The organism is Halopseudomonas aestusnigri (assembly GCF_002197985.1).
Taxonomy (GTDB): domain Bacteria; phylum Pseudomonadota; class Gammaproteobacteria; order Pseudomonadales; family Pseudomonadaceae; genus Halopseudomonas; species Halopseudomonas aestusnigri.
The window spans coordinates 56,275-79,909 of sequence record NZ_NBYK01000011.1 but is presented as its reverse complement, the minus strand read 5'-3'; the positions used below and the strand labels follow the sequence as shown (position 1 = coordinate 79,909).

At 61.3% G+C, this 23,635-nt stretch carries 22 protein-coding genes and 1 tRNA gene; 17 read left to right on the top strand and 6 right to left on the bottom strand.

All coding sequences use genetic code 11. The features are described 5' to 3' along the window. The first annotated feature begins 48 nt into the window (after positions 1-48). Positions 49-1,002, top strand: a complete 954-nt coding sequence (locus tag B7O88_RS14115) for an NAD(P)H-quinone oxidoreductase (RefSeq protein WP_235821150.1) — start codon at positions 49-51, stop codon at positions 1,000-1,002. 191 nt (positions 1,003-1,193) lie between these two features. Here B7O88_RS14115 and B7O88_RS14110 read toward each other — a convergent pair whose 3' ends face one another. The 5 genes from B7O88_RS14110 to minC form a co-directional block, all read right to left on the bottom strand. After that, on the bottom strand, positions 1,194-2,489 hold the full coding sequence (locus tag B7O88_RS14110; protein ID WP_088276761.1) for a M18 family aminopeptidase: 1,296 nt from the start codon (positions 2,487-2,489) through the stop codon (positions 1,194-1,196). A gap of 35 nt (positions 2,490-2,524) precedes the next feature. Next, the gene (locus tag B7O88_RS14105; RefSeq protein ID WP_088276759.1) at positions 2,525-3,160 is read right to left on the bottom strand and encodes an RluA family pseudouridine synthase; all 636 of its coding nucleotides are present in this window, start codon (positions 3,158-3,160) and stop codon (positions 2,525-2,527) included. Positions 3,161-3,202: 42 nt separating this feature from the next. Beyond that, complete coding sequence (gene minE, locus B7O88_RS14100) at positions 3,203-3,460, bottom strand: cell division topological specificity factor MinE (protein ID WP_088276757.1); 258 nt, start codon at positions 3,458-3,460, stop codon at positions 3,203-3,205. Next, positions 3,460-4,269 (bottom strand): septum site-determining protein MinD, encoded by an 810-nt coding sequence (gene minD / locus B7O88_RS14095; protein ID WP_088276755.1) that lies wholly within the window; start codon positions 4,267-4,269, stop codon positions 3,460-3,462. Before minD ends, minE begins: the two co-directional genes overlap by 1 nt. A gap of 143 nt (positions 4,270-4,412) precedes the next feature. After that, positions 4,413-5,165 carry a septum site-determining protein MinC gene (gene minC, locus B7O88_RS14090; protein WP_088276753.1) on the bottom strand — a complete coding sequence of 251 codons (753 nt, stop codon included), beginning with the start codon at positions 5,163-5,165 and terminating at the stop codon, positions 4,413-4,415. 213 nt (positions 5,166-5,378) lie between these two features. Here minC and B7O88_RS14085 point away from each other — a divergent pair, with 213 nt between their 5' ends. Both B7O88_RS14085 and B7O88_RS14080 read left to right on the top strand, forming a co-directional pair. Next, positions 5,379-6,338 carry a lipid A biosynthesis lauroyl acyltransferase gene (locus tag B7O88_RS14085; RefSeq protein ID WP_088276751.1) on the top strand — a complete coding sequence of 320 codons (960 nt, stop codon included), beginning with the start codon at positions 5,379-5,381 and terminating at the stop codon, positions 6,336-6,338. After that, positions 6,338-7,519: a patatin-like phospholipase family protein gene (locus B7O88_RS14080; RefSeq protein WP_088276749.1), complete on the top strand. Its 1,182-nt coding sequence runs from the start codon at positions 6,338-6,340 to the stop codon at positions 7,517-7,519. Before B7O88_RS14085 ends, B7O88_RS14080 begins: the two co-directional genes overlap by 1 nt. A 28-nt stretch (positions 7,520-7,547) precedes the next feature. On the opposite strand, the gene rapA is transcribed toward B7O88_RS14080, so the two are convergent. After that, a complete protein-coding gene (rapA, locus tag B7O88_RS14075) occupies positions 7,548-10,385 on the bottom strand; it encodes an RNA polymerase-associated protein RapA (protein WP_088276747.1) in 2,838 nt (945 codons plus the stop codon). 332 nt (positions 10,386-10,717) lie between these two features. Here rapA and B7O88_RS14070 point away from each other — a divergent pair, with 332 nt between their 5' ends. The 14 genes from B7O88_RS14070 (at position 10,718) to B7O88_RS14010 (ending at position 23,543) form a co-directional block, all read left to right on the top strand. Then, on the top strand, positions 10,718-10,885 hold the full coding sequence (locus B7O88_RS14070; protein ID WP_172409676.1) for a hypothetical protein: 168 nt from the start codon (positions 10,718-10,720) through the stop codon (positions 10,883-10,885). Between the two features lie 48 nt (positions 10,886-10,933). Next, entirely contained in the window at positions 10,934-11,113 is a 180-nt protein-coding gene (locus tag B7O88_RS14065) for a hypothetical protein (protein WP_088276834.1), read from the top strand. Between the two features lie 88 nt (positions 11,114-11,201). Further along, complete coding sequence (gene ccoM / locus B7O88_RS18295) at positions 11,202-11,318, top strand: cytochrome c oxidase subunit CcoM (protein ID WP_276527219.1); 117 nt, start codon at positions 11,202-11,204, stop codon at positions 11,316-11,318. A gap of 59 nt (positions 11,319-11,377) precedes the next feature. Beyond that, positions 11,378-11,992, top strand: a complete 615-nt coding sequence (locus B7O88_RS14060; RefSeq protein ID WP_088276743.1) for a tRNA-uridine aminocarboxypropyltransferase — start codon at positions 11,378-11,380, stop codon at positions 11,990-11,992. A gap of 178 nt (positions 11,993-12,170) precedes the next feature. After that, positions 12,171-12,983, top strand: coding sequence for an SDR family oxidoreductase (locus B7O88_RS14055; RefSeq protein ID WP_088276741.1), 813 nt, complete (start codon positions 12,171-12,173; stop codon positions 12,981-12,983). 192 nt (positions 12,984-13,175) lie between these two features. Then, on the top strand, positions 13,176-14,363 hold the full coding sequence (locus B7O88_RS14050) for a thiolase family protein (RefSeq protein WP_088276739.1): 1,188 nt from the start codon (positions 13,176-13,178) through the stop codon (positions 14,361-14,363). 193 nt (positions 14,364-14,556) lie between these two features. After that, a complete protein-coding gene (locus tag B7O88_RS14045) occupies positions 14,557-15,549 on the top strand; it encodes a GlxA family transcriptional regulator (RefSeq protein ID WP_088276737.1) in 993 nt (330 codons plus the stop codon). Between the two features lie 69 nt (positions 15,550-15,618). Further along, positions 15,619-16,827, top strand: a complete 1,209-nt coding sequence (locus B7O88_RS14040) for an aspartate aminotransferase family protein (protein ID WP_412779078.1) — start codon at positions 15,619-15,621, stop codon at positions 16,825-16,827. A gap of 18 nt (positions 16,828-16,845) precedes the next feature. Next, positions 16,846-17,865, top strand: coding sequence for an arginine N-succinyltransferase (locus B7O88_RS14035; RefSeq protein ID WP_088276733.1), 1,020 nt, complete (start codon positions 16,846-16,848; stop codon positions 17,863-17,865). Between the two features lies 1 nt (position 17,866). Then, a complete protein-coding gene (gene astA / locus B7O88_RS14030) occupies positions 17,867-18,877 on the top strand; it encodes an arginine N-succinyltransferase (RefSeq protein ID WP_088276731.1) in 1,011 nt (336 codons plus the stop codon). 240 nt (positions 18,878-19,117) lie between these two features. After that, positions 19,118-21,739, top strand: a complete 2,622-nt coding sequence (alaS, locus tag B7O88_RS14025) for an alanine--tRNA ligase (protein ID WP_088276728.1) — start codon at positions 19,118-19,120, stop codon at positions 21,737-21,739. Positions 21,740-21,810: 71 nt separating this feature from the next. Continuing rightward, positions 21,811-23,046, top strand: a complete 1,236-nt coding sequence (locus B7O88_RS14020) for an aspartate kinase (RefSeq protein WP_088276726.1) — start codon at positions 21,811-21,813, stop codon at positions 23,044-23,046. 161 nt (positions 23,047-23,207) lie between these two features. Continuing rightward, the gene (gene csrA, locus B7O88_RS14015; protein ID WP_083724804.1) at positions 23,208-23,393 is read left to right on the top strand and encodes a carbon storage regulator CsrA; all 186 of its coding nucleotides are present in this window, start codon (positions 23,208-23,210) and stop codon (positions 23,391-23,393) included. Positions 23,394-23,452: 59 nt separating this feature from the next. After that, positions 23,453-23,543: transfer RNA gene (locus tag B7O88_RS14010), tRNA-Ser, on the top strand. Positions 23,544-23,635: the final 92 nt, after the last annotated feature.

Below are 23,635 nucleotides of genomic sequence, written 5' to 3'. Positions count from 1 at the left end.
CGCAGAGTTCCCGCGTATGGCCACTATTGAATGAACTATGGAGGTAGCGTGAGAGGATTGCAAGCTGAGGGCGGAGAGCTGTCCTGGCAGGTCCAGCCTGCTGCAGAGCTGAAATCTGGCGAAGTTCGCGTTCGTGTGATGGCCGCCGGTTTGAACCGTGCCGACCTGCTGCAGAAAGCGGGTATGTATCCACCGCCACCCGGGGTAACCCGTGTGCTGGGCCTGGAGTGTGCCGGCGAGGTGATCGAGGTAACCGAAGGGGCGCGCTGGAAGATCGGTGATCGCGTGTGTGCGTTGCTGGCTGGCGGCGGTATGGCTGAAGAAGTGGTGGTTGACCAGCGCCATCTGCTGGCGGTGCCGGACAACCTGAACTGGGCCGAGGCGGCAGCCATTCCTGAGGTGTTCAGCACCGCCTGGTTGAATGTATTTGTGTTGGGCAATGCGCGCCCGGGCGAGAAGGTGCTGATTCACGCCGGTGCCAGTGGTGTGGGCACTGCGGCAATTCAGCTGTGCAAGGCGCAGGGCAATCCTTGCTGGGTCAGTGTCGGCAGTCAGGACAAGCTGGATGCCTGTGTTGAACTGGGTGCCGAGGGTGGCGTGCTGCGTCAGGGCGGGATTGCTGCGCTGAAGGATTTTGGTCCGTTCAATGTTGCGCTTGATCCGGTCGGCGCTACCTACGCTGCTGATCATCTGGATCTCTTGGCGCTGGATGCGCGCTGGGTACTGATTGGTCTGATGGGCGGCCGCGATGCGACGCTGGATCTGGCCAAGGTGCTGGCCAAGCGCATCAGCCTGATCGGCTCGACCCTGCGGACCCGTGATGCCGAGTTCAAGGCGACCCTGCTGGCCGACATGGAGCAGCGCCTGATGCCCCAGTTTGCATCCGGTGAGCTCAAGCCGATGGTGGCAAAAACCTTCGGGTTTGCCGATGCGGCTGCTGCGTTTGAAGAGCTCGCGCGTGATCAGGTGGTCGGCAAGGTGATTCTGGTGCGCGAAGACTGATTGTCCGCGCTCCGAGCCACGACAAGCCCCAGGCGTTGCTGACGCTTGGGGCTTTTTTGTGGTGTTGCGCGGGAGTCTGCCAGCACTTGTTGTGATCGGGCTTTCGCGGACACGCTGCGCTTAGTCCGCCCTGCAGCACAGCGCGGGTCCGTAGGGCGGACTAAGCGCAGCGTGTCCGCCAAGGGCGGCGCTCAGATCAGCTGTGCGCTGTTGTAGAACGCGGTCAGCACGGTAATCAGATAGCCCGGGTCGCGGCTGCCGGCCAGTTCGCGGATCGAGTGCATGGCAAAGGTCGGCGCGCCGATGTCGACAGTGCGCACGCCCAGACGGCTCGCGGTGATTGGGCCGATGGTGCTGCCGCAGCCCATGTCACTGCGCACTACGAAGGCCTGGACCGGGACGTCTGCACTGGCGCAAAGGTGGCGGAAGAACGCAGCGGTTTCGCTGTTGGTGGCGTAGCGCTGGTTGCTGTTGATCTTGATGACCGGGCCGGCGTTGAGTTTGGGGCCATGGTTTTCGTCATGCTTCATGGCGAAGTTCGGGTGCACGGCGTGGGCGTTGTCGGCTGAGACCAGCAGCGAGCGCTGGATCAGCTGAATCCGTTCGGCGTCGTCCGGCACCAGGCGGCGCAGCACGTCCTCAAGGAAGGGGCCGTCGGCGCCGCAGCAGGAGGCTGAGCCGATTTCCTCGTGGTCGGTGCAGACCAGCAGGCACGGTTGCTCGCCATCGCTGTTCAGCAATGCCTGCAGGCCGGCGTGACAGGACAGCAGGTTGTCCAGACGGGCGGCGCTGAAAAAATCACCCTCAAGGCCAATCTGTGCCGGCGGCTGGGTGTCGTAGAAGCTCAGCTCGTAGTCCAGCACGGCAACGTCGGTGCAATCCGGGTGCTGTTGTTGCAGTTGGGCCGCCAGCAGGGCGCGCAGGTCACGGCCGGCCTCCAGGCTGTGTGCCAGCAATGGCGGCATGTCGGTTTGCGGGTTGATCGCCTGACCGTCGTTGACGCCACGATTGAGGTGAATCGCCAGGTTGGGAATGACCGCGATTGGTCGTTGAAAATCGATCAGCCGACTTTCCAGCGCACCATCGGCGCGACGGAAGGTCACGCGGCCGGCCAGCGACAGGTCGCGGTCGAACCAGGGCGCAAGCAGGGCGCCGCCGTAAATCTCCACGCCCAGTTGCCAGAGGCCTTGCTGGTCTTTTTCCGGCTGCGGCTTGACCCGCAGGCACGGGCTGTCGGTGTGCGCCCCGATCAGCCGCAGGCCGCGACTTGCCAACGCGCCCTCGGCACCCAGCTGAAAGGCAATGATCGAGGAGTCGTTGCGGCTGACCAGATAGCGCCCACCCGCTTTCAACTGCCAGTCTTCACGCTCGTTCAGTGCTTCAAATCCGGCTGCGATCAGGCGTTCGCGCAGGGTGGTGGTAGCATGGAAGGGGGTGGGTGAACTGGCGATGAAGTCGGCCAGATCCTGAAGCTGTTGGTCCTGCATGACGGTCTCCTGCAAGGTTGAATTCAGGCCCGTGTTCAGAACGGGCAGGGGCTCTCGAATGCCATGCGCTCGCCGGTTTCCGGATGGCTGATGGTCAGTCTCGCGGCGTGCAGTGCCAGACGCGGGCAGGCGTCGAGTGCGGCTCCCTCGGCGTACAGGCGGTCACCCAGCAGTGGATGCCCGATGGCCAGCATGTGCACGCGCAGCTGGTGCGAGCGGCCGGTAATGGGGGTCAGCTCCACCCGGCAGTAGTCCTGATGGCGCTCGAGCACCCGCCAGAACGTCTGTGCGTGCTTGCCCAGTTCGTGGTCAACGATGTGCCGCGGTTTATTGGGTGGATCATAGCGCAGCGGCAGGTCGATATGTCCCGCGTCGCCTTCGGGCTGGCCCCAGCACAGGGCGATATAGGCCTTCTCGGTCTCGCGGTCATGGAACTGGCGAGACAGTTCGCGATGGGCGTCGGGGTTGCGGGCGATTACCAGCAGGCCGGAGGTTTCCCAGTCCAGTCGATGAACGATGCGGGCTTCGGGGTAGCCGTTATCCTGCAGGCGGGTGATCAGGCAGTCCTTGTTGTCCTCGGCGCGGCCGGGGACAGACAGCAACAGGGTCGGCTTGTCGACGATCAGGAAGGTCGGATCCTGATGAATGATGCCGATATGGGTCAGGGGCATGGGAAATCCGCGGCGCCGCCCGGACGGGCGGCACCGACTTGCTCAAGGGCGTTCGGGCAGGGTGATGTTGAGTTCAAGAATCGAGCAATCATCCTGATTGTCCAGCGCGACGTGTACCTGTTCGCGATCGATAGGAACGTACTTGCTGATGACATCGATGATTTCTTGCTGCAGCTGCGGCAGGTAGTCCGGCTGATTACGCTGGCCACGCTCGTGGGCGACGATGATCTGCAGGCGCTCCTTGGCAATCGACGCGGGCGTCGACTTCTTGCGATCGCGGAAATAATCGAAAATGCTCATTAACGCCCTCCGAACAGGCGCTGCAGCAGGCCCTTCTTCTGTGCTTCCAGGAACCGGTGCGGAATATCCTTGCCCAGCAGGCGCTCGACGGCGTCACTGTAGGCCTGACCGGCATCGCTTTTCTCGTCCATGATCACCGGAATACCCTGGTTCGAGGCCTTGAGAACGGCCTGTGACTCGGGGATAACGCCCAGCAGCGGGATGGAGAGAATGTCTTCCACGTCTGACACTGACAGCATTTCGCCGTTTTCAACACGCTCGGGGTTGTAGCGGGTCAGCAGCAGGTTTTCCTTGATCTTCTCGCCGTTCTCGGCGCGGCGGGATTTGCTCGAGAGCAGACCCAGCATGCGGTCGGAGTCGCGCACGGAGGAGACTTCCGGGTTGGTGACCACAACGGCCTCGTCGGCGAAATACATGGCCAGGTGAGCACCTTTCTCGATGCCGGCCGGGGAGTCGCAGACGATGTAGTCGAAGGTTTCCTTCAGCTCGTTCAGAACACGCTCCACGCCTTCGACGGTCAGGGCGTCCTTGTCGCGGGTCTGGGACGCCGGCAGGATGAACAGGTTGTCGGAGCGCTTGTCCTTGATCAGGGTCTGATTCAGATTGGAATCGCCATTGATCAGGTTTACGAAGTCGTAGACCACGCGGCGTTCGCAGCCCATGATCAGATCCAGATTACGCAGGCCCACGTCGAAGTCGACGATGACGGTCTTGAAACCGCGCAGTGCCAGTCCGGTACCGATGGCGGCACTGGTGGTCGTTTTGCCCACCCCGCCTTTGCCTGATGTGACAACGATGACTTTTGCCAAAATGACCTTCCTGTCGAAATTGTCTGGATAGTGGAGCGCACCGGACTCAATTGGTTCCCGGTGCGGTGATAAGGAATATGGCTACGGCGGAACTCGGTCACAGACCAGAGAAAGAGGGCCCCCGAATGGCTCGACAGTATCGGTTAAAGCCCGCTGATCTTCAAGCTGTCACCCTCCAGGCTGATCTGCACGGCCTGCTTCCATTGTTGCTTGCGCAGATCTTCGGCCACCTTGTACTGCCCGGCAATGGAAACCAGCTCGGCTTCCAGGCTCTGACAGAAAATACGCGCCTCCTGGTTGCCCTGCACACCGGCAAGGGCGCGCCCGCGTAGCGGCCCGTAGACGTGGATATGGCCGTCGGCGAGCAGCTCGGCACCGGCGCTCACCGGGGCCATGACGATCAGGTCGCCGCCGCGGGCATACACCTGCTGGCCACCGCGGACCGGATCGGTGATGATTTTGCCAGCGATGGCGGCCGGTGGTGGCGGGATTTCGACGGCCGGTGCCGGTGCCGGTTTGGGGGGCGGTTCAGGCAGATCCAGGCTGCGCTCGCGCTGACGGCCGGGGGGCAGCAGTACCATATTGGCGCCCTGAGCCAGCTCGCGGAACGCCTCGCCGCCGCGCAGGGCAACCGGCTGCAGGCCGTGGTCACGGCAGAGGTTCAACAGGTGGCGCAAGGTAAGGTCGGTCAGCGGCTCGTTCAGTTTGTCGAGGGCAATCACCACCGGGGTGTCGACGAAGAAATTGGGCGCCTGCTCGACCTTTTCAGCCAGCTGCCGGGCGAACTGGTCCGGTGCCAGGCGAATCAGCTCGACCAGCGTCATCGTCAGCATGCCGCCCTTGAGGTGGAATACCGGGTCGTTGTCGAGCAGGTCGAGGGTAGTATCAGCAGTCATGATCAATCCAGTTTGCAAATTGGGGCGCGCCCCGGCGCTCGGAGCGGCCGCGGGCGTACCCGCTGTTCTGCGCTTCCTTATATAGATACAGCCGGTTGATCGCAAGCCGGCTTCGGTCTGACTGGCGGGGCTTTGGCGTCGTTCGGGCATCGCGGCTGGCGATCAGGCGGCTACAGGTCATAGAATGTGGGTTTTCGTTGAATGGATCCGTTGATGGAAAGGCCGGGCTTTTCTGCAGCATTGCTGCATCCGCGTTACTGGTTACTCTGGCTTGGGCTGGGACTGCTGTGGCTGGTGATCCAGTTGCCGTACCGCTGGCTGCTGGCTCTTGGGCGGGTTGTAGGGTGGGGCATGTTCCATCTCATGGGCGAGCGCCGTGAGGTCGCCCGTACCAACCTGGCGCTGTGCTTTCCCGAGATGTCGGAGATTGCGCGTGAGCGCCTGTTGCGCGAGAACTTTGCCTCCAACGGCATCGCCCTGTTTGAAATGGCCATGGCCTGGTGGTGGCCGCGCAAGCGGCTGGCTGGTCTGGCGCATATCGAGGGACTTGAGCATTTGACCAATGCTGCAGCCCAGGGCAAGGGTGTGGTCCTGATGTCGCTGCACTTCACCACTCTGGAGATCGGTGCTGCCCTGCTGGGGCAGGCGGTAACCATCGATGGCATGTACCGTGAGCATCGCAACGCGGCCTTTGATTTTGTGCAGCGTCGGGGCCGCGAGCGTCACAATCTAGATGCCAAGGCAGTGGAGCGCGAGGACGTGCGCAGCATGATGCGTTCGCTGCGCACCGGCCGGGCAATCTGGTATGCGCCGGACCAGGACTACGGCCGTAAGGCCAGTGTCTTTGTGCCGTTATTCGGGGTTGAAGCGGCGACCGTTACCGCCACCAGTACCTTTGCTCGTCTGGGCAAGGCGCTGGTGGTGCCCTTTACCCAGACCCGGCTGCCAAACGGACAGGGCTACCGGCTGACCGTGCATCCGCCGCTGACTGATTTTCCCGGCGAAAGCGAGACCGCGGACGCGCTGCGCATCAATCAGTGGGTTGAACAGGCTGTGCGTGAGCAGCCTGAGCAATACATGTGGGTGCATCGCCGCTTCAAGACGCGGCCTGAAGGGCAAAGTCGGCCGTATGCCAAGCGGCGTCGGCGCAAGCGCCGGGCACGGCGCAGCTGATGACTCCGCGTATCGGCAGTGATTGCGCCGGGCTGATCCTGTCTGGAGGCGGTGCCCGTGCGGCCTATCAGGTCGGCGTGCTGTCGGTCATCGCCGAGCTGTTGCCGGAGGGCGCGGCGAACCCCTTTCCGGTCATCTGCGGCACGTCTGCGGGCGCAATCAACGCGCTGGCGCTGGCGACCCATGCGCAGCATTTTGCCGAAGGGGTGAATCGTCTGGATGCGGTCTGGTCCGGTTTTCACTGTGACCAGGTGTACCGGACAGACTGGCCGGGCGTTACTGCTCAGGCCTGGCGCTGGCTCAAGGCCAACCTGCTGGGGTTTCCAGGCAGGCAGCCGACGGCCCTGCTGGATAACACGCCGTTGCGCGCTCTGCTGCAGCGCACCCTGCACTTTGGCCGGATTGATGAGGCGCTGCAGGCCGGCCTGCTGCAGGCGGTATCGGTCAGTGCATTTGGCTATCAGTCGGCCGAGTCGGTCAATTTCTATCAGGGTCGCGAACGGATCGCGCCCTGGTCGCGGCACCGGCGGGTAGGTGTGCAGACGCGGCTGGGGCTGGAACACCTGATGGCGTCGTCGGCCATTCCGCTGGTATTTCCCCCGGTTCTGCTCAACCGCGAGTGGTTCGGCGATGGGGCTGTGCGCCAGCAGGCGCCCATCAGCCCGGCGCTGCATCTGGGTGCCAACAAGGTTTTGGTGATCGGCGTGTCGGACAATCTGGCCGATCCTCCAGGCGGGCGACGCGGGCCGCGCCTGCGGGCTGCTGCGCCGCCAACGCTGGCGCAGATCGGCGGGCATCTGCTGAACAGTACCTTTGTCGATAATCTTGAAGCGGATGTCGAGCTGCTGGACCGGATGAATCGGCTTGCCGGTTACCTGCCAAGCGCTGCACGGCAGTCGGGCAGGGGGGTACGTCAGGTTGAGGTACAGATCATTTCGCCGAGCGAACCGCTGGATGTGATCGCGGCCAGACACCGCAAGCTGCTGCCTCGCTCCTTGCGGACCTTCCTGCGCGGCAGCGGTGCAACCCGGGCATCAGGCGGCAGCGTGGTCAGCTATCTGCTGTTTGAGGCGGATTACACCCGCGAGCTGATAGAGCTGGGCCGGCGTGATGCGATGGCCCAGCGCGATGCCCTGCAGCGCTTTTTGGGGCTGCTCTGTCTGGTGCCGAACGCTTCCTGAGCGGCTTCGGCACCAGCCGGATCCGCCCTTAGCCAGCCACCAGTACGCGAATCGCATCGAGCCGCAGTTTGGCCTGTTGCAGCAGGTGGTCACCCTCACGCAGGCGTTGCTCCAGCGCCTCGATTTCTTCATCGCGGACCAGCGGGTTGACCTGCTGCAGGGCCTTCAGCCGCTCAATCTCTTCGCGCAGCTCGTTGCCCAGCTGCTGTCGTGCGGCTTCAACCAGTTGCTGGTGCTGCGCGGCTGCTGCCTGCTCCCCTTTGCCCAGCACCTTCTCGATAGGCTCGCGCTGGGTTTTGGCGATCTTCACAGCCAGCTGCCGCGGCACTGATTCGACCTGCGAATCCAGCGTGTCAAAGCTGACCTTGGCTGCCAGGTTGTTACCGTTGATATCCAGCAGGCAGCGGATCGGCGTGGGCGGCAGTACACGCTGCAGCTGCAGCGCGCGCGGGGCCACCGCCTCGCAGACGTAGATACACTCCAGCAGCATGGTGCCGGGTTTGAGGGCCTTGTTCTTCAGCAAGCCGACGGCACTGTTGCCCATGCTGCCGGACAGCACCAGATCCATGCCGCCCTGCAGCATCGGGTGTTCCCAGGTGAGAAACTGCATGTCTTCGCGTGACAGGGCCGTGTCGCGATCATAGGTGATGGTCACGCCTTCGTCGTTACCCAGCGGGAAGCCGGCATCCAGCATGCGTTCGCCCGGGCGCAGAATCAGTGCGTTGTCGGAATGATCCTCGCTGTCGACGCCGAATACATCGAACAGGCGTTCCATGTAGATAGGCAGCTGGAAGTCACTGTCCTGACGGGCGATGGTCTCCAGCATCTGTTCGGAGTCCTTGTGGCCGCGCGAATGCAGTTCCAGCAGCCGGTCACGGCCGTTGTGCATCTCCTCTTCCAGCGCCAGACGCTGCGTGCGGGCACGTTCGATCAGGCTTTCCCAGCCGTCCTGGTGCGGATGGTCCAGGTGCTGCAGCAGCTCGCTGCCAAACTGGTGCTGCAGGGCATTGCCGGTCGGGCAGGTAGCACGGAAGGCGTTCAGCGCGCTGTCGTACCACTCGACCAGATGCGCCTGGGCGGTCCCTTCAAGATAGGGCACATGCAGCTGGATGGTGTGCTGCTGGCCGATACGGTCGAGACGGCCGATGCGCTGCTCGAGCAGGTCCGGATGGCTTGGCAGATCAAACATGACCAGATGGTGGGCAAACTGGAAGTTGCGGCCCTCGCTGCCGATTTCCGAGCAGATCAGCACCTGGGCACCAAACTCCTCGTCGGCGAAGAAGGCCGCCGCACGATCGCGCTCGATGATGCTCATGCCTTCATGGAAAACGGAGGCCGGAATCCCGCTGCGCACGCGCAGGGCGTCCTCCAGATCGAGTGCTGTTTCGGCGTGGGCACAGATGACCAGAATCTTGGTGCGCTTGAGCAGCTTGAGGGTGTCGATCAGCCATTCGACCCGTGGGTCGGCCTGCCACCAGGGGGCGTCGGCGTCCCGATCTGCCTGCATCGTCTGTTCCGGATACAGGGCAGCCTGGCCTTCTAGGTCCTGATATTGCTCGGGGCAGGGCAGCGGGTAGGCGTGCAGCTCGCGCTCCGGAAAGCCGGCGATTGCGGCGCGGGTATTGCGATAGAGAACGCGGCCTGTGCCGTGGCGGTCCAGCAGCTGGCGGATCAGGCTCTCGCGGGCAGCCGCGGCGTCAGCGCTATCGCTGTTCACGCTATTCAGCAGGCTGGTGGCGCTGTCACCCAGCCAACCGGTGATGGCAGCACTGTCCTCTGCGCTTAGGCTGTCCTGCTCGAGCAGGTGCTGTACCGCTTCGGCGACCGGCTGGTACCGCTCGGTTTCCCTGATGAACTCTTCCAGGCTGTGGAAGCGGTCCGGGTCAAGCAGGCGCAGACGGGCAAAGTGACTGGCCTGGCCCAGTTGTTCCGGGGTCGCTGTCAGCAACAGTACCGCCGGTGTGCGCCGGGCAAGGCCTTCAATCAGTGTGTACTCTTCGCTTGGCTGCTCTTCGTGCCAGACCAGGTGATGCGCTTCATCGACAATGAGCATGTCCCAGTCGGACTGGTCCAGGTAGTCCCGTGCCTTGTCGTTTTCCAGCAGGAACTCCAGCGCGACCAATGCCAGCTGGGCCTCTTCGAACGGGTTGTTTTCGGCACCGTTGCAGCGGTCGGCATTGAACAGGGCGAACTCGAGATTGAAGCGACGGCGCATCTCGACCAGCCATTGATGCTGCAGGTTCTCGGGCACGACGATCAGCACGCGACGGATGCGGCCGGTCTGCAGCTGGCGATGCAGGATCAGGCCGGCTTCGATGGTTTTGCCCAGACCCACTTCGTCAGCCAGCAGCACGCGTGGGGCCATGCGGTCGGCAACGTCGCGGGCGATATGCAGCTGATGGCCGATCGGTTGGGTGCGCACTCCGGCCAGGCCAAGCAGCGGCGAGCGCTGGATGCGGCAGAAATGGCGCAGGCTTTCAAAGCGCAGGCTGAACCAGGGCAGGGGGTCGATCTGGCTGGCGAACAGACGATCGCTGGCCAGCCGGAACTGAATGAAATTGTCCAGCATGGTTTCGGCAAAGGCGGCCGGGGTGCCGTCGTCCCGCAGGCCGGCGTACGCCAGCAGACCATCCTCTTCGACCACGTCGCTGACGATCATGCTCCAGCCTTCGTGGTGGGTAATGCTGTCGCCCGGACTGAAACGCACGCGGGTAAGCGGCGCGTTGCGCAGCGCGTAGTGGCGGGTTTCGCCGCTGGCGGGGAAGAGCATGACTACCAGGCGGGCGTCCTGCGACAGTACCGTACCGAGACCCAGTTCCGATTCGCTGTCGCTGACCCAGCGTTGTCCGGGGGTAAAACCTGTCATGCCGCTCTCCTGGTGGTGCAAAAAAGGGCGCATATCTTACCCGATCGTCCGGGTACCCGAAACCGCGGTGTTGCGCCGATCAGGTCGGTCTGAACATCTTGCATTGATTAAAAATTGCTCAGTTTTGTGCGCAATGACACAGTACAGAGGTAAACCTATTGGTCTAACAGTCGATAACCATTGTAGACGTGGTGTGTGTTGACGCTGGAAATCCGGCGTCCGGGCGATGAGGTTCAACAATCATGCTGATTCCGGGTTTGCCGCCTGCAGGAGCGCAAAATGATGCGTTCAGGGCCAAAACAGAGGTCAAGCCGTCCGCGGCCACCGAGCCCGTGCACGACGCCACAACTGAGCAGGTTGAGCGTCGTCGCCAGGACAAGGGGCGCTGGCCGGACCGCCGCCGTCGCCGCCGTCGCGTGCATACCCTGCAGGAGCAGCCGCCGGAGGAACGCGAGCTGGACCTGCCAAAGAAGGGGTTGCTGGTTGACATCGAAGTCTGAGGCGATGCTAGTCTGATGGCTCTCAACATCGTCCGTGAAGGTCAAGCGATGACAGATAAACATGACACCCCTGCTGTAATCGACTTTGCCGAGGCGCGTCGTCAACGCATTCACGATATCCACGATGCTCGCCTGGAGGCTATGCGTGATGCGTTCTCCCGGGCGCTGCCGCTGCCGTCTGGCAAGGCCGGTGGCAAGAAGCGCAAGAAAGGAAAGAAATCGCGTTAGTGTGGCAACACCTGCCATTGATCCGTGTCAATAACCCCGCATGTCGTAAGGCTTAACCTGCAGTCATTGAAAACGCAGGAGGTGCCTTATGTACATTGATGAAGCGGTCATTGCTGGTGTGATTACTGTCGGTCTGATGGTTGCCTTTCTGGGCGGTGTTGGTCTGTTCATCTGGCGCGATGCGCACAAAAAGAAAAACCAGTGATCTGCCTGGTGTTGTTGACTGGGGCATAATGGACTGCCGTGTAATGCTGGTAGCCCGTGATGCCCCAAGGTTCTCGTCCGCGCTGTAAGGCCTGTGCGCGTCCGCTCAGCCACTGTCTGTGTCACCTGATTCCCAGGCTGTGGCCCGATACTCAGTTGCTGGTGATTCAGCATCCGGATGAAGCCTCCCACGCCCTCAATACCGCCCGCCTGCTGGTTGCAGGTCTGGTTAATGCTCACTTGCTGGTCACCGAGTCACTGGCGGATCATCCCGATTGGGTCAGGCGTCTGAGTGATTCCGGCTGGCGCAATGAATTGCTGTTTCCCGGTCCGGATGCCCGTGAACTGGGTGTTGCTTGCGACACGCGCCCGCGGCGCCTGATCCTGCTCGACGGCACCTGGCGCAAGGCGCGCAAGTTGCTGTATCTCAATCCGATTCTGCAATCGCTGCCGCAGGTCAGGCTTGCTTCAGGTCTGAGCAGCCGATATCGCCTGCGCAAGGTACCCCATGCCGATGCGCTGTCCACCATCGAGGCCGGCGCCGAGGCGTTGTCGCTGCTGCACCCCGGATTTGAGCGCGATCGGCTGCTCGCGCCGTTCGAGGCGCTGATCGACGGTCAGATCAGCGCAATGGGCGAACAACGCTACCAGCGCAATTACCGCGATCGCCAGTAAAGCCGGCGCGACGGATCAACGCTTCCCTAGAGCTGTCCATTCACGACTTTTATTATCCGTGTTATTTGCCGCGCTAGCCCCGTGCGCTCGCTAGACTGCGAGCTACAGACTTACAGTCCGTAACAAAACAACAAGAACAGTCGTATCAGCACTGTCTGGTGACAGATAAGGGGAACACATGCAAACAACAGGACAGCGGGTCGTGATTACCGGGGCAGGCAGTGGCCTGGGTCGCGAACTGGCGCTGCGCTACGCGCGTGAGGGGGCACGTCTGGCCCTCGCCGATATCAATGACGCCGGGCTGGAAGAAACGCGGCGAATGGCAACGGCTGCCGGCGGCTGGGCATTCACCCAGCGCTGCGATGTGCGTGATTTCAGTCAGCTGGCTGCGCTGGAGCAAAGCTGCGAAGAGCGCATGCAGGGTGTTGATGTCCTGATCAACAACGCTGGCATTGCGTCTGGCGGCATGTTCTGGGACCTGTCGCTGGAGGACTGGGATTCGCAGATCTGCATCAACCTGATGGGCGTGGTCAAGGGCTGCAAGGCATTCATGCCGATTTTCATGAAGCAGGGTCACGGTCGGATCATCAATATCGCCTCAATGGCAGCGCACATTCAGACGCCGGGTATGAGTAATTACAACGTCGCCAAGGCCGGCGTTGTGGCGCTGTCGGAGAGCCTGCTGGCCGAGTTGCACCCGCTGGGTATCAAGGTCAGCGTAGTGTGTCCGTCATTTTTCCAGACCAATCTGCTGGAGTCCTATCACGGGCCCGACAGCAAGGCGCGCGACGATATGGCCAAGCTGCTGCAGAACTCGCCGATCAGCGCGGCCGAGGTGGCTGACATTACCTACCGTGAAAGTGAGGCGGATCAGTTCATGATCCTGCCGCATGAGCGTGGTCGCCTGGCGCTGGAGCAGAAGCGCGCCAACCCGCAGGTGATCTACGACGAGATGTTCCGCCTCGCTGCCAAGCGCCTGCAAGCCGGCTGATTCGCGCCCTGCAATGTGGCATCTGTCAGCAGTATGGCGTCTGATCGCCGGCTGCTGACGGGTGTTCGCTGCCAAATAGCGTTTTATCACGCCTGCCTATTGTGTTTACCCTGCGTCGTGACGCCTTTATTCTTGTCGTCCTCCGGACGGCTGGGTCGTCCCAATCCATCGGCAAGAAATGAGGGTATCGCAATGCGTGAAGTCGTAATCGTCGACAGTGTACGAACTGGCCTGGCCAAGTCCTTCCGTGGCAAATTCAACATGACCCGCCCGGATGACATGGCTGCCCACTGTGTCAATGCCCTGCTGGAGCGCACTGGTGTTGATCCGAAGATGATCGATGACTGCATTGTTGGTGCAGGCTCCAACGAAGGTGCTCAGGGCCACAACATCGGTCGTAACGTCGCTGTTCTGTCCAAGATGGGTATCGACGTTGCCGGTATGACCCTGAACCGCTATTGCTCTTCCGGCCTGCAGGCTATCGCCATTGCGGCCAACCAGGTCGCATCGGGCTGCTCCGATGCCATCGTTGCCGGTGGTGTTGAGTCCATCACCCTGACCGCCAAGAGCCGCAATACCGATCACTTCGTGAACCCGATTCTGGAAAAAGACTTCCCGGGCATCTACTACCCGATGGGTCAGACCGCCGAGATCGTTGCGCGCCGCTACAACGTGACCCGCGAGCAGCAGGACGCCTACGCTCTGCAGAGCCAGCAGCGTACTGCCCGTGCCCAGGCTGAAGGTCTGTTCGACGACGAAATCGTACCTATGGCGGTCAAATATCAGGTTCAGGACAAGGCCACCGGTGAAATCAGCATCGTTGATGGCGTTGTTGATGCCGACGAGTGCAATCGCCCGGACACGACCATCGAAGGCCTGAACAGCCTGAAGCCGGTCTTCGCCGAAGACGGTTCCGTGACTGCCGGTAACGCTTCGCAGCTGTCCGACGGTGCATCCATGACGCTGGTCATGAGCCTGGACAAGGCGCTCGAACTGGGCCTGAAGCCGCTGGCTTACTTCCGTGGCTTCACCGTTGCCGGTTGCGAGCCTGACGAAATGGGCATCGGCCCGGTCTACTCGGTACCCAAGCTGCTGAAAGCCCGTGGCCTGACTGTTGACGATATCGATCTGTGGGAGCTGAACGAAGCCTTCGCTTCCCAGTGCCTGTACGCCCGTGACTTCCTGAAGATCGACAACGAGAAGTACAACGTCAACGGCGGCTCCATCTCCATCGGCCACCCGTTCGGCATGACCGGCTCCCGTCAGGTCGGCCATCTGGTTCGCGAACTGCAGCGTCGCGGCAAGCGCTATGGCGTCGTCACCATGTGTGTTGGCGGTGGCATGGGTGCAACCGGCCTGTTCGAAGCCTATCGCGGCTGATCTGCGTGGCCGCGCAAGCGGCCCTGCGGGAAAAGGCGCCTGCCCTTCGGGACAGGCGCCTTTTTTGTTGCAGATTTAACGCTACTGTTACGGTGTGCGGCACAAGCCCTTGTGGCACAATGCGGGTTTTAATGTTGAGACGGAATACGTCCGGTGACGCTTCTGAGCGAGCTGCTGCACGAGATGGGTAATCATGGCCACTGAGCTGCGCCGGGTTGTCTTCGTGCTCCTGCCCGGCACCCACCCCGGCTGTCTGATGCCGGCACTGTCGGTCCTGCTGTCGGCCAATCGTATGGCTGAGGAACTGTGCTACCAGATTGAATGCTGCACGCTGGATGAACAGTCAATGCGCGCTGCAGATGGTCTGCTGCTCCAGCCCTCTCCCCTTGACCAGTGTGCACCCGGCTTCGCCCAGCTGTGGCTGGTGGCTGAACATCTGTCGGCGTCCGATCAGTTGCCCGACTGGCTGGCGTCACGGCTGCAGCAATGGCAGTCCGAGGGTGTGCTTATCGGCGGTCTGGAGGGCGGTGTTGCGGCGCTTGCCGCCTGCGGGTTGCTCGACGGCGGGCAATGCGCGGTTCATTGGCGAATGGTTGACGAGTTTCGTGAGCGTTTCCCCGCGGTTGAGGCAGTCACCCAGTTGTTTACGCGTGACGCTCAGGTGTGCTCCAGCAGCGGCGGGCAGGCCAGCACCGATCTTCTGTTGGCCATTGTCGCGCAGGAGCAGGGGCAGGATCTGGCAGCGCTGATTGCGGAGGACCTGGTAATCGAGCGGATGCGCGATGGCAGCGAGCGTCAGCGCATGCCGCTGCGCAATAGGCTGGGCAGCAGCCATCCGAAGCTGACGCAAGCCGTGATCCTGATGGAATCGAATATTGAGGAGCCGCTCACGACCGACGAGATTGCGCGTCACGTCTGCGTATCACGCCGCCAGCTGGAGCGAATTTTCAAGCAGTATCTTAATAGCGTACCGTCGCAGTATTACCTTGAGCTGCGCCTGAACCGGGCGCGTCAGATGTTGCTGCAGACCAGCAAATCCATCATTCAGATAGGGTTGTCCTGCGGCTTTTCGTCCGGGCCGCATTTTTCCAGTGCCTATCGTAATTGTTTCGGCGTCACACCGCGGGAAGATCGCAACCAGCGGCGCGCGCAGCAGGCCGCTGAGGGTACAGCCAAAGACAACTGAGTTCGCCGCCGGCGGATTCATATTTATGCGCACCCGGTTGGGGCGCCATTGAAGAGAAAGGAGATGACAGTGTCAGCAACGGTCGGTCGGTCCGATTTTGATCGGGTGATGGTTCCCAATTACGCACCGGTGAATATGGTTCCGGTTCGCGGCGCGGGCTCGCGCCTGTGGGATCAGCAGGACCGAGAATACGTCGACCTGGCCGGTGGCATCGCGGTCAACGCGCTGGGGCACGCGCACCCGGCGATGATCGAGGCTCTGACCGAGCAGGCGCACAAGCTGTGGCACGTCTCCAATATCATGACCAATGAGCCGGCGCTGCGCCTGGCTGACAAGCTGGTGCAGGCGACGTTTGCCGAGCGGGTGTTCTTCGCCAACTCGGGTGCCGAGGCCAACGAGGCCGCGTTCAAGCTGGCGCGTCGCTGGGGGCACAATACCGGCGGGGCGCAGAAGCATCAGATTATCGCCTGTACCAACAGTTTCCATGGTCGCTCGCTGTTTACCGTCAGCGTCGGTGGCCAGCCCAAGTACTCCGAAGGCTTCGGCCCGGCGATGGGTGGCATCATCCATGTGCCGTATCAGGACATTGCGGCGCTGGAAGCCGCCATGTCTGATGCGACCTGCGCCGTGGTCCTTGAGCCGGTGCAGGGCGAGGGCGGTGTGATTCCGGCCAGTGCCGAGTATCTGCAGGCCGTGCGCGCACTGTGTGACAAGCACAACGCGCTGCTGGTGTTTGATGAGGTGCAGAGCGGCATGGGGCGGACCGGCAAGCTGTTTGCCTACATGCACAGCGGCGTGGTGCCCGACATTTTGACCAGTGCCAAGAGTCTCGGCGGCGGCTTCCCGATTTCGGCGATGCTGACCACCTCGGCGATTGCCGAGCACTTTGCGGTCGGTACCCATGGCAGCACCTATGGCGGTAACCCGCTGGCCTGCGCGGTTGCTGAGCGGGTGCTCGATATCGTCAACACCCCTGAGGTGCTTGATGGGGTCCAGCAGCGTCATGAGCGCCTGCGTGGCGAGCTTGAAGCAATGGGGCGTGAATTTGGCGTGTTTTCGTCGGTGCGTGGCAGTGGTCTGCTGCTCGGTGCGGTGATGAGCGACGGCTTCAAGGGGCGGGCCAAGGATGTTCAGGCGCTGGCGCAGGAAGAAGGCGTGCTGGTGCTGCAGGCTGGCCCGGATGTGGTGCGTCTGGCGCCGAGCCTGATCATCGACGAAGTGGATATGGCCGAAGGCATGGCGCGCTTGCGTGCTGCTCTGCGGCGGATGGTCGGCTAGACCTCGGGAGGTAAGTGGATGCTGATGCTGCGCTTGGGCAGGGCTGCGGACCTGCCTCAGATTGAACGCCTGGCGGCGGCCAGCCCGGTTGGGGTAAGCGCGCTGCCGGCCAGTCGCGAGCGACTGGCGGAAATCCTTGGCGCATCCGAAGCATCCATGGCCGAGGGGGTTGTCTTCAGCGGCGAGGAGCGCTACTTCTTCGTGCTTGAAGACACCGAAACCGGTGTGTTGGCCGGGTGCAGCGGCATTATTGCCGCGTCCGGCTTCCGGTCACCGTTTTATACCTTTCGCAACGAAATGTTTGTGCATGCCTCGCGCGAGCTGGGGCTGCACAACCGCATCCATGTTTTGTCGCTCTGCCATGACCTGACCGGTCACAGCCTGCTGGTGGGGTATCACCTGTCTGACGAATACCATCAGCCCGACGTGATGGAGCTCAATGCGCGCGGGCGCCTGCTGTTTATGGCCAGTCATCCGCAACGGTTTGCCGAGTCGACCTCGGTAGAGGTGGTTGGTATCAGTGATGAGCAGGGGCACGCGCCGTTCTGGGACGCTGTCGGCCGCCACTTCTTTGCTGTCAGCTATACCGAGGCCGAGCGCATCGGCAGCGAGCGCGGGCGGGGTTATCTGGCGGAGCTGATGCCGGGCTATCCGATCTATGTGCCCATGCTGTCGGACGAGGCGCAGGAAGTGATAGGGCAGGTGAATCCATCCGTTCAGGATGTGTTCGACATCCTCATGGACGAAGGTTTCGAGACCGACAACTACGTTGACATCTTCGATGGCGGCCCCGTGGTTCATGCAAAGACGGCATTGCTCAAGACCGTGCGTCACAGCGAGCTGGCGGTCGTTGAGCTTGGTGAGCCGCAAGAAGGCGACACCTTGTGGCTGGTTGCCAATACCAGAGTAGGTGATTTTCGTGCCTGCGCCCTGCATATGGATTGGCAGCCGGGCGCGCCGGTTGTTCTGTCTGCATTGACGGCGCAGGCACTCAAGGTGGCCGCTGGCGATCAGCTGCGCCTGGTCAGGGGAGGTTGAAATGCTGGTAAGAGCAGCCTGTCAGCAGGATCTTGAAGGCCTTGTAGCGCTGGCAACCAGTGCTGGAGGCGGCCTGACCTCTCTGCCTGCCAGCGAAGAAAAGCTGCATGAGCGGCTGCTTCAGATCGAGCGCAGTTTCGCCGGTGCCGCGATGCAGGCTGATGCCGATTATCTGCTGGTCATGGAAGGCCCGGACGGCCGTATTGTCGGCTCCAGTGGCATGCTGGGCGCGGCCGGTCTGCGTGAGCCTTGGTACAGCTACCGGATGGGGTTGACTGTCGCAGCCAGCAGCGAGTTGGGTGTGTATCGGCAGCATCCGACGCTGTTCCTGGTCAATGACCTGACCGGCGCGACTGCGCTGTGCTCTTACTTTCTGGTGCCGGAATTTCGCTGCGGTGACTTCCCGCGGCTGTTATCCAAAGCGCGCTTCATGTTTATGGCAGATGCACCACAGGAGTTCTCCGAGCGCGTGGTAGTCGAGATGCGCGGCGTTTCCGACGCCGATGAGCGATCACCCTTCTGGGACAGCCTGGGGCAGCATTTCTTCCGGATGGATTTTGCCCGTGCCGACTACCTGACCGGTATCGGCAACAAGGCGTTTATTGCTGAAATGATGCCCAAGTTTCCGCTCTACGCCTGCTTTCTCAGTCAGGCTGCCCGTGATGCGATTGGCCAGGTGCATCCTGATTCGGAGGCTGGTCGGCTGGTGCTGGAAGAAGAGGGCATGCGCTATCAGGGCTACATCGACATTTTTGACGGTGGCGCTACGCTGGAAGCACAGCGCGGCCAGATTCGTGCGATCCGTGACAGCCGCACTCTGCTGTTGGCGATCGGTACGCCGGGAGATGAGGCGCAACCCTATCTTGTTTCCAATCGCGGCCGGGAAAACTGCCGCATGATTTCCGCGCCAGCCAGGGTAGCAGCCGGAACGCTGGTGGTTGCTGCCGAGTCCGCAGAGCGACTCAAACTGCGTGCAGGCACGCTGGTCAGAGCGGTTTCGCTGACAGGCTGAGCTGGCGCCGGCTTACCCGTCACGCTCCGTTGTTGAACTGGCTGGCTCTGCGGCGGGTCAAAATCTATGGTTGCCATAGTGAATATCAACGGAGCAGTTAATGCATAGTGCGCTCTGATGCCTATATAATGCGGCTCTTTGCCAGATTGCGCGCTCTTTTCGGGGCAACCTCTCCACGCGGCGCAGATCGCGACATGCTTCCGACGTTCAGCTGGCCGACCCGTCTCTGGTAAGGGAATTATGAAAAGCGCAGACATCCGTGAATCCTTCCTCCGTTTCTTTGAAGAAAAGGGCCACACCCGCGTTGCCTCCAGCTCGCTGATCCCGGCAAACGATCCCACGCTGCTGTTCACTAACGCCGGCATGAATCAGTTCAAGGACTGCTTCCTCGGGCTTGAGAAGCGCGCCTACACCCGCGCCACGAGCAGCCAGAAGTGTGTGCGTGCAGGCGGCAAGCACAATGACCTGGAGAACGTCGGCTATACCGCGCGTCACCACACGTTCTTTGAGATGCTCGGTAACTTCAGCTTTGGCGATTACTTCAAGCGTGACGCCATTCATTACGCCTGGGAGTTTCTGACCTCGGACAAGTGGCTGAACCTGCCCCAGGAAAAGCTCTGGGTCACGGTCTACGCCAGCGATGACGAAGCCTACGATATCTGGACAAAGGAAGTTGGCGTGCCGGCCGAGCGCATGGTGCGTATTGGTGACAACAAGGGCGCGCCCTATGCGTCCGACAACTTCTGGGCGATGGGTGATACCGGACCCTGCGGTCCCTGCACAGAGATTTTCTACGACCATGGCGCCGATATCTGGGGTGGCCCGCCGGGCTCGCCGGAAGAGGACGGTGACCGTTATATCGAAATCTGGAACAACGTCTTCATGCAGTTCAATCGCACCGCCGACGGTGAGTTGCATCCGCTGCCGGCGCCGAGCGTTGACACCGGCATGGGGCTGGAGCGTATCAGCGCGGTCATGCAGCACGTGCATGCCAACTACGAGATTGATCTGTTCCAGAACCTGCTGGCTGCTGCTGCCGAAGCTATCGGCTGCCCGCAGGATAATGCCGCGTCACTGAAAGTAGTGGCAGACCATATTCGTTCCTGCAGCTTTTTGATTGCCGACGGCGTACTGCCGTCCAACGAAGGTCGTGGCTATGTGCTGCGCCGCATCATCCGTCGCGCCTGCCGTCACGGCAACAAGCTGGGCGCCAAGGGCGTGTTCTTCCACAAGATCGTTGCGGCGCTGGTTGCCGAGATGGGTGAGGCTTTCCCTGAGCTCAAGACCCAGCAGGCGCATATCGAACGGGTGCTCAAGACCGAGGAGGAACAGTTCGCCAAGACTCTGGATCAGGGCCTGCGCATCCTCGAGCAGGATCTGGCCGAGCTGAAAGGCAGCGAAATCCCTGGCGATGTTGTGTTCAAACTGTACGACACCTACGGCTTTCCGGTTGACCTGACCGGTGATATCGCCCGTGAGCGCGATCTGACCATCGATGAGGCTGGCTTTGAGGCAGCGATGGAAGCGCAGCGCGAGCGCGCGCGTTCCGCCAGTCAGTTCGGGCTGGATTACAACGCCCTGGTCAAGGTGGATATCGAAACCCGTTTCCAGGGCTACGAAGGTACCGACGGGCAGGGTACAGTCGTTGCGCTGTTCCGTGACGGTGAGCCGGTCGAGGTGCTGAACGAAGGCGATAACGGTGTGGTCGTGCTGAATCAGACCCCGTTCTACGCCGAATCCGGTGGCCAGGTTGGTGACACCGGTTATCTGTCGGCCTCCGGCCTGCGCGCCGAAGTGTCAGATACCACCAAGGCGGGTAATGCCCATCTGCACCATGTCATCGTTCAGCAAGGCACTCTGCGTGACGGCGAAGAGGTGCAAGCCACGGTCGACGCCGGCGTGCGTCAGGCCACCGCGCTGAATCACTCGGCAACTCACCTGCTGCATGCTGCGCTGCGCGAGGTGCTGGGTGATCACGTTCAGCAGAAAGGGTCGCTGGTCGACAGTCAGCGCCTGCGCTTCGACTTCAGTCACTATGAAGCGATCAAGCCCGAGCAGCTGCGCGCTCTGGAAGACCGGGTCAACGAGCAGATTCGCCTGAACTCCGTCGTTGGTGTGGAGGTCACTGATATTGAGTCGGCCAAAAACAAGGGCGCGATGGCTCTGTTTGGCGAGAAGTATGGTGACCAGGTGCGTGTACTGACCATGGGTAACGGCTTCTCCGTCGAGCTGTGTGGTGGCACTCACGTATCGCGCACGGGTGATATCGGTCTGTTCAAGATCACCGCAGAAAGCGGTATTGCCTCTGGCGTGCGCCGCATTGAAGCGGTGACTGGCGCCGGTGCGCTGGCCTGGATTGCCGACACCGAGGAGCGGTTGCGCGAAGCAGCTGCTACCGTGAAGGGCAGTCGCGACAATATGCTCGATAAGCTGGCGGCGCTGGTAGAGCGCAGTCGCCAGCTGGAAAAGGAAGTTGATCAGCTCAAGGCCAAGGCTGCCAGCGCCGCGGGCTCGGATCTGGCAGCAGCAGCGCAACAGATTGGCGGTCGCACGGTGCTGGTTCAGCGGGTTGACGGTCAGGACGGTAAGGGTCTGATGGCACTGGTGGATCAGCTGAAGAACAAGCTCGGTTCGGCGGCGATCCTGCTGGGCGGCGAGAGCGACGGCAAGGTCGTACTGGTTGCCGGTGTAACCAAGGATCTGGCTAGCCAGCTCAAGGCGGGTGACTGGATTCGTACCACGGCGCAGGCGGTCGGCGGCAAGGGCGGTGGGCGTCCGGACATGGCACAGGGCGGTGGCACCGATGTCGCAGCGCTGGATCAGGCCCTCGTCGACGCCGTCAGCTGGGTCGGGCAGCAATAAGGGCAGCGCTCGGCTGAGCGCTGGTGCAATGGTCGGGGAACCGGCCTCTGGGTGAGGATAGACGTAGCAAAATGGCGCTTATTGTCCAGAAGTTTGGTGGTACCTCGGTCGGCAGCGTGGAGCGAATCCAGCAGGTCGCCGAGAAAATCAAGGGCTTCAAGGAGCGTGGCGACGATCTGGTTGTGGTGGTATCCGCCATGAGCGGTGAAACCAATCGTTTGATCGATCTGGCCAAACAGATTCAGGCTGATCCGGATCCGCGCGAGATGGACGTGATCGTGTCCACCGGTGAGCAGGTCACCATTGGCCTGTTGGCCATGGCGCTGAAGGCGATCGGTGTCGAGGCGGTCTCAATGACTGGCCCGCAGGTGCGCATCCTGACAGACAGTGCACACGGCAAGGCGCGCATCCAGCAGATTGATGATGCACGCATGCGTGCCGAGTTGGCTGCAGGTCGCGTTGTCATCGTTGCCGGTTTCCAGGGTGCAGATGAGACTGGTGCGATTACCACATTGGGGCGTGGCGGGTCCGATACGACCGGGGTTGCCCTGGCGGCTGCGCTCAAGGCCGATGAGTGTCAGATCTATACTGATGTAGATGGTGTCTACACTACCGATCCGCGGGTCGTAGAGTGCGCCCGGCGTCTGGATCGCATTACCTTTGAAGAAATGCTGGAAATGGCCAGCCTCGGATCGAAGGTTTTGCAGATTCGTTCGGTCGAGTTCGCCGGCAAGTACGCAGTGCCGCTTCGAGTGCTGCACAGTTTTAAAGAAGGCCCTGGCACCCTTATTACCCTTGAGGACAACGTATCAATGGAACAACCCGTCATCTCCGGTATTGCGTTCAATCGTGACGAAGCCAAGCTGACCATTCGCGGCGTGCCGGACACTCCCGGCGTCGCGTTCAAGATCCTCGGTCCGGTTAGCGCAGCTAATATCGAAGTCGACATGATCGTGCAGAACGTGTCGATGGATAACACCACGGACTTTACGTTTACCGTACATCGCAATGAGTTCCGTAAGGCAGAAGCTATCCTTAAGCAGGTGGCGGCTGAGATCGGCGCACGTGAAGTGGCGGCGGATGACAAGATCGCCAAGGTCTCCATCGTGGGTGTCGGCATGCGCTCGCACGCGGGTGTCGCCAGCAGCATGTTTGAGGCGCTGGCCAAGGAAGGGATCAACATCCAGATGATTTCGACCTCCGAGATCAAGGTCTCGGTCGTTATTGATGAGAAGTATCTTGAGCTGGCAGTTCGTTCGCTGCATACCGCGTTCGGGCTGGATGCTCCTGCCTCCAGTGATGCCTGACAGGTATTGCCGAGGATAGGCGGGCTGCCTGATACGGCCCGCTGCAAGGGCACGGTCTCTGGCTGCCGTGTCCGCCTGCGTTGCCTGCTGTCCGGGTTGCGTCAGGCTCTTAGCCGGTTTTTTGCAGAGCTGTGTCCTGATCATTAGCAAGGAGAAATGGAATGCTGATTCTGACTCGACGGGTCGGTGAGACCCTGATGGTAGGGGATGAAGTGACCGTGACTGTTCTGGGTGTCAAAGGCAACCAGGTACGTATCGGCGTCAATGCGCCCAAAGAAGTCGCGGTTCACCGCGAGGAAATTTACCAGCGCATCCAGAAAGAAAAGGACGAAGAACCAAATAACTAATTTTATTGAGTTTTTCGTTGCAATAATAAAATCGCGCGGGTAATATTCCCCGCGTGTTCGGAGAGGTGGCCGAGAGGCCGAAGGCGCTCCCCTGCTAAGGGAGTATACCTCAAAAGGGTATCGCGGGTTCGAATCCCGCCCTCTCCGCCATTTTATGAATTGCAGGCTTTGTCAGACGTTAGCTTTTGAATTCAAAAGAAAATATTTGACGATGCAGGAAAAGAGCCTATAATTCGCCCCCA